The organism is Nocardia neocaledoniensis (assembly GCF_029868625.1).
Taxonomy (GTDB): domain Bacteria; phylum Actinomycetota; class Actinomycetes; order Mycobacteriales; family Mycobacteriaceae; genus Nocardia; species Nocardia neocaledoniensis_A.
Window position 1 is genome coordinate 1 of the sequence record NZ_JARWOJ010000115.1, and the last position, 8,660, is coordinate 8,660.

General features: G+C 69.5%; 11 protein-coding genes. 10 read left to right on the forward strand and 1 reads right to left on the reverse strand.

What is annotated here, in order from left to right; all coding sequences use genetic code 11:
- The first annotated feature begins 130 nt into the window (after positions 1–130).
- Together rsmD and coaD are read left to right on the forward strand one after the other, a co-directional pair.
- A complete protein-coding gene (gene rsmD, locus QH270_RS07795; RefSeq protein ID WP_280339821.1) occupies positions 131–730 on the forward strand; it encodes a 16S rRNA (guanine(966)-N(2))-methyltransferase RsmD in 600 nt (199 codons plus the stop codon).
- A gap of 2 nt (positions 731–732) precedes the next feature.
- Complete coding sequence (gene coaD / locus QH270_RS07800) at positions 733–1,218, forward strand: pantetheine-phosphate adenylyltransferase (RefSeq protein ID WP_280339822.1); 486 nt, start codon at positions 733–735, stop codon at positions 1,216–1,218.
- Here the strand turns inward: coaD and QH270_RS07805 are convergent.
- A complete protein-coding gene (locus QH270_RS07805; protein ID WP_280339823.1) occupies positions 1,215–1,739 on the reverse strand; it encodes a GtrA family protein in 525 nt (174 codons plus the stop codon). The two genes, coaD and QH270_RS07805, sit on opposite strands and share 4 nt — an antisense overlap.
- Positions 1,740–1,990: 251 nt before the next feature.
- On the opposite strand from QH270_RS07805, the gene QH270_RS07810 reads away from it, so the two are divergent.
- From QH270_RS07810 to QH270_RS07845, 8 genes are all read left to right on the forward strand, one after another.
- Complete coding sequence (locus QH270_RS07810; RefSeq protein ID WP_280339825.1) at positions 1,991–2,764, forward strand: DivIVA domain-containing protein; 774 nt, start codon at positions 1,991–1,993, stop codon at positions 2,762–2,764.
- Between the two features lie 86 nt (positions 2,765–2,850).
- Complete coding sequence (locus QH270_RS07815; RefSeq protein WP_280339826.1) at positions 2,851–3,534, forward strand: YceD family protein; 684 nt, start codon at positions 2,851–2,853, stop codon at positions 3,532–3,534.
- 2 nt (positions 3,535–3,536) lie between these two features.
- Positions 3,537–3,719: a 50S ribosomal protein L32 gene (gene rpmF / locus QH270_RS07820; RefSeq protein ID WP_067988453.1), complete on the forward strand. Its 183-nt coding sequence runs from the start codon at positions 3,537–3,539 to the stop codon at positions 3,717–3,719.
- Positions 3,720–3,721: 2 nt separating this feature from the next.
- Entirely contained in the window at positions 3,722–4,453 is a 732-nt protein-coding gene (gene rnc / locus QH270_RS07825; protein WP_280339828.1) for a ribonuclease III, read from the forward strand.
- Between the two features lie 44 nt (positions 4,454–4,497).
- The gene (mutM, locus tag QH270_RS07830; protein ID WP_280339829.1) at positions 4,498–5,358 is read left to right on the forward strand and encodes a bifunctional DNA-formamidopyrimidine glycosylase/DNA-(apurinic or apyrimidinic site) lyase; all 861 of its coding nucleotides are present in this window, start codon (positions 4,498–4,500) and stop codon (positions 5,356–5,358) included.
- A 63-nt stretch (positions 5,359–5,421) separates the two neighbouring features.
- Complete coding sequence (locus tag QH270_RS07835) at positions 5,422–6,003, forward strand: dihydrofolate reductase family protein (protein WP_280339830.1); 582 nt, start codon at positions 5,422–5,424, stop codon at positions 6,001–6,003.
- A 3-nt stretch (positions 6,004–6,006) separates the two neighbouring features.
- Positions 6,007–7,044, forward strand: a complete 1,038-nt coding sequence (locus tag QH270_RS07840; RefSeq protein ID WP_280339831.1) for a PHP domain-containing protein — start codon at positions 6,007–6,009, stop codon at positions 7,042–7,044.
- A 90-nt stretch (positions 7,045–7,134) separates the two neighbouring features.
- On the forward strand, positions 7,135–8,538 hold the full coding sequence (locus QH270_RS07845; protein WP_280339832.1) for a PstS family phosphate ABC transporter substrate-binding protein: 1,404 nt from the start codon (positions 7,135–7,137) through the stop codon (positions 8,536–8,538).
- Positions 8,539–8,660: the final 122 nt, after the last annotated feature.

Here is an 8,660-nt window from a genome sequence, read left to right on the forward strand (position 1 = left end):
GAGTCCGTCGAGCGCCACGGCGAGCTCGAACAACGGACCCCACACCATGATCAGACTGGTCGCTGTATGGGAGTCATCGAGCCGCGCGGCGTATCCGGCCATCCGTGCGAGACTCATCGCGACAGTCTCGGTGTGTGGGGGTCAGGGGGGCGGCGGGCTCTTCTTTGTCGGGCGCGGGGGGGGGGGGGGGGGGGGGGGGGGCCCCGCCCGGCGCCCCCCCCCGGGAACCCGGCCCACCTCGGACCGGGTCCGCGAAGCCCTGTTCAGCGCGATCGACGCGCGTCTCGACCTCGACGGCGCGCGGGTCGTCGACCTGTACGCGGGGTCGGGCGCGCTCGGCCTGGAAGCGCTCTCGCGCGGTGCCGCGCACGCGCTGCTGATCGAGTCCGATCGCAAGGCGGCCGCGATCGTGCGCGCCAATATCGCCGAATTGGGCCTGCCAGGGGCCGAACTGCGCCTCGGTTCGGTCGGCACGGTCCTGGCCCATGCCGCGCCCGCCGCCTACGACCTGGTCCTGTCCGACCCGCCGTACGAGGTGAGCACCGAGGACGTGATCGCCGATCTCACCGCGCTGGCGAACAACGGCTGGCTCGCGCCCGACGCGCTGGTGATCGTGGAACGCTCCATTCGCTCACCCGAAATCGTCTGGCCCGCAGGCTATGCGGCGCTGAAGCCGCGCAAATACGGGGAGACCAGAATCGAGCTCGCCGAGTTCGGTGCTAGCGTCTGAGCATGGCTGCTGCACTGTGCCCCGGCTCCTTCGATCCGGTGACCAACGGTCACCTCGACGTGTTCACCCGCGCGGCCGCGCAGTTCGACGAGGTGATCATCACCGTCATGGTGAACCCCAAGAAACAGGGCATGTTCACCGTCGACGAGCGGATGGACCTGCTCCGCGAAGCGGTCGCCCACCTGTCCAACGTGCGCGTCGCGTCGTGGCAGGGCCTGCTGGTCGACTTCGCCAAGCAGGAAGGCGTGGGGGCGATCGTCAAGGGCCTGCGCGACGCGGGCGACTTCGGCTACGAGCTGCAGATGGCGCAGATGAACCACAAGCTCGCGGGCGTGGACACCTTCTTCATCGCCACCAACCCCTCGCTCAGCTTCCTGTCCAGCTCGCTGGTGAAGGAAGTCGCGGCCTACGGCGGCGATGTCAGCGACATGCTGCCGCCGGTGGTCCACAAGCGTCTGCTGGACCGCCTGGCCGAGCGCCGCGGCTAGAAGACCAGGCCGCGCAGGGCCAGGAAGCGCATCCCGCCGACGGCGGCGGTGATGGCGAGCACGGCCAGCGCCTGGACGGTGTCGCCCAACCCGGGCGCCCAGACGCCGAGCGCGGCCAGGCTCGCCGTGGTGATGCCGAGGCCGAGGAGCGCGAGTCCGCCGCCCTCCCACTGCGCGGTGAACCAGGTGACCCGGTCCGCGGCGTGGAAGGTGAGCTGGCGGTGCAGTTCGTTGGCGATGACGGTGCTCACGACCGAGCCGGCGACGTTCGCGATCAGCGGCCCCACGCCGTGCATGGCGAAGAACAGCAGCACATAGGCGATATTGCTGGAACCGCCGACGAGGGCGAACCGGATGAGCTGGGGGAGCGCGCGGTCGCCGCGCAGGTAGGTCAGCGTCCGGTCCACGCGCGGGCGCACCGCGGGTTTCGTCGGCGCGATGGCGGGGAATGGACCGATCCAGGGTGTGACCATGCCCGGAAGGTGCGACACCGAGATTCTCGGTGTTTCCAGAACGGTCATGGTCGACTCCGATCGCGATGAACGAGCGTCGAGGAGTACAACAGCAGAAAACGTGTAGTGCTTCCCGGCGGACGGCGTTGTCGTGCCTCCCGATGGTAGCGGAAGTGGAGGGCCGCACTCCACTTGATATCGGTGCGATCTAGGACACTGTCGCGACACACCGCGACGACATTCGGTACACGCGCGTCGGCCGGGCAGACTGGGCCACGACGGCAGTGCGTTCGCCGGGATTCAGCAGGAGGGTAGTGAGCATGTATCGCGTATTCGAAGCACTCGACGAACTGGTCGCCATCGTCGAAGAGGCACGCGGCATCCCGCCGACCCGCAGCTGCATCGTGCCGCGCGGCGATGTCCTCGAACTGCTCGACGACGTCCGCGACGCCCTGCCCGGCGAACTCGACGACGCCCAGGACGTGCTCGACCATCGCGACAAGATCGTCGGCGATGCCCGCACCGGCGCCGAGGCCACGGTCACCTCCGCCAACGAGCAGGCCCGCACGACCATCGAGTCCGCGCGCGCCGAGGCCGACCGCATCCTCGCCGAGGCCAAGGCGCACGCCGACCGGATGGTCGCCGAGGCCACCACGCATGCCGACCGGCTGGTCGCGAACGCGCAGGCCGAGGCCGACCAGGTGATCGCCGACGGCAATGCCGAATACGACGAGCTCACCGGCCGCGCCCAGATCGACGCCGACCGGGCGATCCAGGCGGGCAAGGACTCCTACGAGCGCTCGGTCGCCGACGGCAAGGCCGAGCAGGCCCGGCTGGTCGCGCAGACCGAGGTGGTGCGCGCGGCGCACGCCGAGTCGGCCCGCCTCATCGACACCGCCCAGGCCGAGGCCGACCGGGTCCGCGCCGAATGCGACGACTACGTCGACGAGCGGATGGCCGATTTCGGCGGCAGGCTCGCCGAACTGGAGGAGACGCTCAACACCACCCGGCGCACGATCACCCGCGGCCGCCAGCAGATGCGCGGCGGTCAGGCCCCGGAATACCCCGAGTACGCCGCCGATCACCGGCGCTGAGCCCGCCGCGCGTTTTGAGTTCGGGCGGGGTCCTGCCGTACTGTTGAGTGGTTGCCCAAATCCCCTCAGAAGTAAGTGAGTCAGTGATGCCCGCCGGTTCCGGTTCGCCGTCGCGTCCGCACAAGACCAATGGTCCTGTGTCCGACGCGGGCTTCGTGCTGGATGTCCGCAGTCTCGGCCGCAGGCCGGGAACCATGCGGGAAGTGCGGCGCACGGTCACCGACCACGAGCGGCTGGGTCTCGACCTGATCGCCATTCCGGCCGAGGCCGCGGTGGAACTCGACCTGCAGTTGCAGGCCGTCTCGGAGGGCGTGCTGGTCACCGGCACGGCGTCCGGGCCGACGGTCGGGGAGTGCTCGCGCTGCCTCGAACCGTTCGACGACCGGGTGGAGATTCGTCTGACGGAGCTGTTCGCGTATCCGGACAGCACCACCGAGCAGACGACCGAGGACGACGAGGTCTACCGCATGGAAGACGACCTCATCGACCTCGAGCCGGTGATCCTCGACGCCATCGGCCTGGAGCTTCCGCTGCAGCCGCTGTGCACCCCGGACTGTGCGGGCCTGTGCCCCGAGTGTGGTGTGCGGATGGCGATTGCGGGTCCTGATCATGGGCATGAGATACTGGACCCTCGCTGGGCGAAGTTGGCGAGTTTCGCCGCGGACGCGCCCGGCACCGGCGACCCCGCTGAGGGTTCCACCACCCCAGACCGATCCGCACCCGTGGCAAACGATGCCCACGTGGCCAGCGAAAACACAGAGGAGAAGTAGCCGTGGCTGTTCCCAAGCGCCGGATGTCCCGTTCCAACACCCGGTCGCGGCGCAGCCAGTGGAAGGCCGCCGCGCCGACCCTGGTCACCTGCCCGAACCGTGCCTGCGGTGAGAAGACCCTCCCGCACATCGCGTGCCCGTCCTGCGGCACCTACAAGGGCCGCCAGGTCACCGCTGCTGTCTGATTGTGACAGCCAGCAAAGACAACGCGGGTTCGGTCGATCATGCCGACCTGCTCACCGCCCTCGGTGTCGACGTACGACCGGAGCTGCTGCGCCTCGCGCTGACGCACCGGTCGTACGCGTACGAGAACGGCGGTCTGCCGACGAACGAGCGCCTCGAGTTCCTCGGCGACTCGGTCCTCGGCCTCAGCATCACCGAGCGGCTCTACACCGAGCACCCGGAGAAGTCCGAGGGTGAGCTCGCCAAGCTGCGCGCCAGCGTGGTGAACATGCACGCGCTCGCCGAGGTCGCTCGCGGTCTCGGTGAGGGTGGACTCGGCAAGCACCTGCTGCTCGGTAAGGGCGAAGAGCTCACCGGCGGCCGCGACAAGCCGAGCATCCTCGCCGACGGCATGGAGTCGCTGCTCGGCGCGGTGCACCTCGAGCACGGCATCGAGGTGGCGCGTGGCGTCGTGCTGCGCCTGTTCGCCGAACTGCTCGAACGTGGGCCCCGCATGGGCGCCGGTCTCGACTGGAAGACCAGCCTGCAGGAGCTCACCGCCGAACGTGGCCTCGGTGTGCCCAACTACGAGATCACCTCCACCGGCCCGGACCACAACAAGGAGTTCACCGCCACCACGGTGATCGCCGGTCGTCCGTACGGTCAGGGTGTCGGCCGCTCCAAGAAGGAAGCCGAGCAGAAGGCCGCCGGGACCGCCTACAAGGCGCTCACCGACGAATCCGTTTCCGAGGCGTGAGCACGCGGACCCGCGCGGGTACGCCCGGCAAGGTGGCGTGAGCCGTGCCCGAACTCCCCGAGGTCGAGGTCGTCCGGCGCGGTCTCGCCGAGCACGCCGTCGGACGCGTGATCGAGACCGTCACCGTCACCCATCCGCGTGCCGTGCGCAGACACCTCGGCGGTGGCGCCGACCTGGCCGCCCGCCTCACCGGTCGGACGATCGAGAGCGCGCGCCGGCGCGGCAAGTACCTGTGGCTCACCTTCGACGAGCCCGATACCGCCCTGGTGGTCCACCTGGGCATGAGCGGGCAGATGCTGGTCCAGCCCGCGGGTGCGCCGGTCGAGAAGCACGCCCACATCCGGGCCCTTCTCGATGACGCCAGCGAACTGCGCTTCGTCGATCAGCGCACCTTCGGCGGCTGGACGCTGGCCGATCTCGTCGAGGTCGACGGCACGATCGTGCCCGACCCGGTCGCCCACATCGCCCGCGATCCGCTCGATCCGCTGTTCGACACCGAGGCCGTCGTCGCGGCGATCCGGGCCAAGAACACCGAGATCAAGCGGGTGCTGCTGGATCAGACCGTGGTCTCGGGCATCGGCAACATCTACGCCGACGAGGCGCTGTGGCGGGCCGGCCTGCACGGCACCCGGATCGCCGCGGAACTCACCAGGCCCGTCGTGCGCACGCTGCTCGCCGCGGTGACCGCCGTGATGACCGAGGCGCTCGCGGTCGGCGGCACCTCCTTCGACGCGCTGTATGTGAACGTCAACGGCGAATCGGGGTATTTCTCCCGGTCACTGGCCGCCTACGGACGCGTGAACGAGCCCTGTGACCGCTGCGGCACGCTGCTGATCCGCGAACAATTCATGAATCGTTCGTCGTTTTCCTGCCCGAAGTGTCAGCGGAAGCCGCGCCGCCGCTGAACCCGGCGCGCTACGGTTTCTTCTGACGGGTCGTACCGGACCGGGTCCGTGCAGGAGGACGTTATGCGCAAGCTGACTTATTTCGTGGCATCGACGATCGACGGGTTCATCGCCGCCGAGGACGGCACCGTGGACTTCTTCCCGGTCGGCGGTGATCACGTGCCCGCCATCACCGCGCAGTATCCCGAGACGCTGCCGACCAAGGTGCGGGAGGCGCGGGGGATCGCGGCGGGCAACATCTACTTCGACACCGTGATCATGGGCCGCAAGACCCACGATTTCGGCGTCCGCACCGGCACGGCCAGCCCGTACGAGCATCTGCGCCAGTACGTGGTGTCGACGACGCTGCCGGAATCGCCCGCCCCCGGCGTCGAGGTGATCGCCGAGGATCCCATCGGCACCGTGCGCGCGCTGAAACGGGAAGCGGGACTGGGGATCTGGCTCTGCGGCGGCGGCGAACTGGCGCAGACCCTGCTGCCCGAGATCGACCAGGTGTTCCTGAAGCTGTTCCCGGTGGTGCTCGGCACCGGCCGGCCGCTGTTCGGCGGCGGCGCGACACTGCCGACGCCGGAACGGTTCCGGGTGATCACCAGCCGGGTGTACGCCGACGGCGTCGCCTTCCTCAAGTACGGCCGGATCGCCTAGGTCATGTCGGCGGCGGCGGGCCCCGGCCCGGTGGCGGCGCTGCGCGAGATCGGGTTCTGGCTCGAGCGCTCGCGGGCGGAGACCCACCGGGTGAAGGCCTACCGGCGCGCGGCCGACGTCGTCGCAGGCCTGTCCGATGACGAACGGGCCGAGCGTGAACGGGCGCACAGCTGGCGCGACCTGCCCGGCATCGGACCCAAGACCGCCGCCGTCATCGAACAGGCCTGCGCGGGAGCGGTTCCCGACTACCTGGCCGATCTGCGCGGCGCCGCGCAACCCATCGCGCCCGCAGGCGAAGCGCTGTGCGCCCAGCTGCGCGGCGACCTGCACACCCACTCCGACTGGTCCGACGGCGGCAGCCCGATCGGCGAGATGATGGGCGTGGCCGCCGCACTCGGCCACGAATACTGCGCGCTGACCGATCACTCGCCGCGCCTCAAGGTCGCCAACGGCCTGTCGGCCGAGCGCCTGCTGCGCCAGCTCGACGTGATCGCCGAGCTCAACGAGCAGCTGGCGCCGTTCCGCATCCTCACCGGCATCGAGGTCGACATCCTCGACGACGGCACCCTCGACCAGCGCGCCGATCTGCTCGAGCGCCTGGATGTCGTTGTCGCCAGCGTGCATTCGCACCTGCGCGACGACAGCGCCACCATGACCAAACGTATGGTCTACGCCGTGGCCAACCCGCACGTCGACATCCTCGGCCACTGCACCGGCCGCCTCGTCGAGGGTGGCCGCGGCACCCGCCCGGAATCCACTTTCGACGCGGAACTGGTCTTCGAGGCCTGCCGTAAGTACGGCACCGCCGTCGAGATCAACAGCCGGCCCGAGCGTCGTGACCCGCCCGGGCGCCTGATCGAGCTGGCCGTCGAGATGGACTGCTACTTCAGCATCGACACCGATGCCCACGCGCCCGGCCAATTGGATTGGCAGGGTTACGGATGCGAGCGCGCGCTCGCCCACGGGGTGCGGGCCGAACGGGTGATCGACACCTGGCCGGTCGAGGACCTGCTGGCGTGGTGCGCGTCGACGTCGGGGTGAAGACTCGCCGAACACCTGGCGTCGTGCGGCTCGATCGCGGATTCTCCTGATAGACAGTCGGATACAGGTATCCGGGGTGAGGGGGAGTCGGTGGGTGGGTTCCCGGTCGAGATCGTGCTGTCGCTGCTCGGTCTGATCGTCGCGACGGCGACCTTCCTGCGCGAGTTCGTCTTCGTCGGGCGCAAACGCCTCGGCTATCGCGTGCAGATGAACACCCCCGCCAGCCGTGTCCAGCTCACCGACCCCAACGGCGCGACGCAGACTGTTGATCCGGCCTCGCAGGCCGCCGTTCCAGCGGCGACTCCGGATACCGCGGCATCCGACACCGCGACCCCGACCCCCGATCCGGTGTCGGTGGTGCTGATCCGGATCGAGAACTACGGCACCGCGGTGATCGAGAGCGACGACTACGACGTGGAAGGTGGTCCGCGACTGCTGTTCTCGCGTCACAAGATCCGCGCGCTCGAAGTGACCGAGCGGATCTCCCGTCGCGGCGAATCGCTGGCGGTGCTCAACGACGGGCTGCGCGCGCTGGCGCCCAGCGTCGGCGCGGACAACATCTCGCGCATCGTGCTGCCGAAGGAACGGCTCGAGCGCGGTGAGCACTACAAGCTGCTGGTGGTCCTCGAAGGCCCGGCCCCGGATCCGCTGGACGCCAACGCGGAGAAGGTGGTGGACCCGGCGGGCAGCCTCAAGGGCGGCCAGTTCGTCGTGACCACCAGCCGCTCCCGGCGCGAACCCGCACTGCTCGGACTGAGCGTGTTCCTCGCCCTGGTGGTGATGGTGCAGCTGCTGGCCACGGTGTTGCGCGCCGATCCGCCACCGCGTGATTGCGCCGCGGGCTCGCTGACCGTGGTCGGCTCCACCGCGATGGCGCCGATGATCCGCAAGGCCGCCGAGAACTACGAGAAGACCTGCACCGAGGCGCATTTCGCGTTCGACTTCACCGGCACCGAACCGGGCTTGCGTACGCTGACCAAGGCCGGTCCGACCCAGGAGATGCTCGCCATCGGCGACGGCTCCAAGGGCACATCGTTCGAAGCGCTGACCGAGACCCCGCTCGCCCGCGCCTCCTTCTCGATGGTGACCCACCCCGGGGTCGGCCTGAAAGACCTGACGACGCAGCAGATCCGCGACCTGTATCGGGGGAACATCCGGAACTGGAACCAGATCGGCGGTCCCGATCTGCCGGTGGTTCTGATCGACCGCACCGCGGGCTCGGGCACTCGGCGCGCCCTCGAATCACGGCTGCTCGAGGACAACCGGAAGGTGTTCCGCTACACCAGCTGCGTCGGCATGGCGTCGGGCGGCGAGCAGTGCGAGGTCGACGTGACCGACGAAGTGGTTACGTACGTTGCCAAAATCCCCGGCGCGGTGGGCTATCTGGAGACGTCGGCGGCCGGGGGGGGGGGGGCCGCGGGGGGGAGAGACGGGGGGGGGCCCCCCGGCCCCCCCCGCCGGCGGGGGGGGTTAAACAGAAACCGGGGGAGATAAGACAGCGACACCGGGACTGAGCGCGCCGAAACCGGGTTCGGTGGGCGGGGCGGTGCGCCCGGCACGCACGGCGTCGACCACGACGAGCACCGTCACGGCGAGCAGCACCGGCAGCGCGTAGG

Bases quoted from the DNA above. Each gene is read 5' to 3' on its own strand.
- coaD (WP_280339822.1), top strand. From the start codon at position 733: ATGGCTGCTGCACTGTGCCCCGGCTCCTTCGATCCGGTGACCAACGGT.
- QH270_RS07815 (WP_280339826.1), top strand. From the start codon at position 2,851: ATGCCCGCCGGTTCCGGTTCGCCGTCGCGTCCGCACAAGACCAATGGT.
- QH270_RS07840 (WP_280339831.1), top strand. From the start codon at position 6,007: ATGTCGGCGGCGGCGGGCCCCGGCCCGGTGGCGGCGCTGCGCGAGATC.
- QH270_RS07810 (WP_280339825.1), top strand. From the start codon at position 1,991: ATGTATCGCGTATTCGAAGCACTCGACGAACTGGTCGCCATCGTCGAA.
- QH270_RS07805 (WP_280339823.1), bottom strand. From the start codon at position 1,739: ATGACCGTTCTGGAAACACCGAGAATCTCGGTGTCGCACCTTCCGGGC.
- QH270_RS07835 (WP_280339830.1), top strand. From the start codon at position 5,422: ATGCGCAAGCTGACTTATTTCGTGGCATCGACGATCGACGGGTTCATC.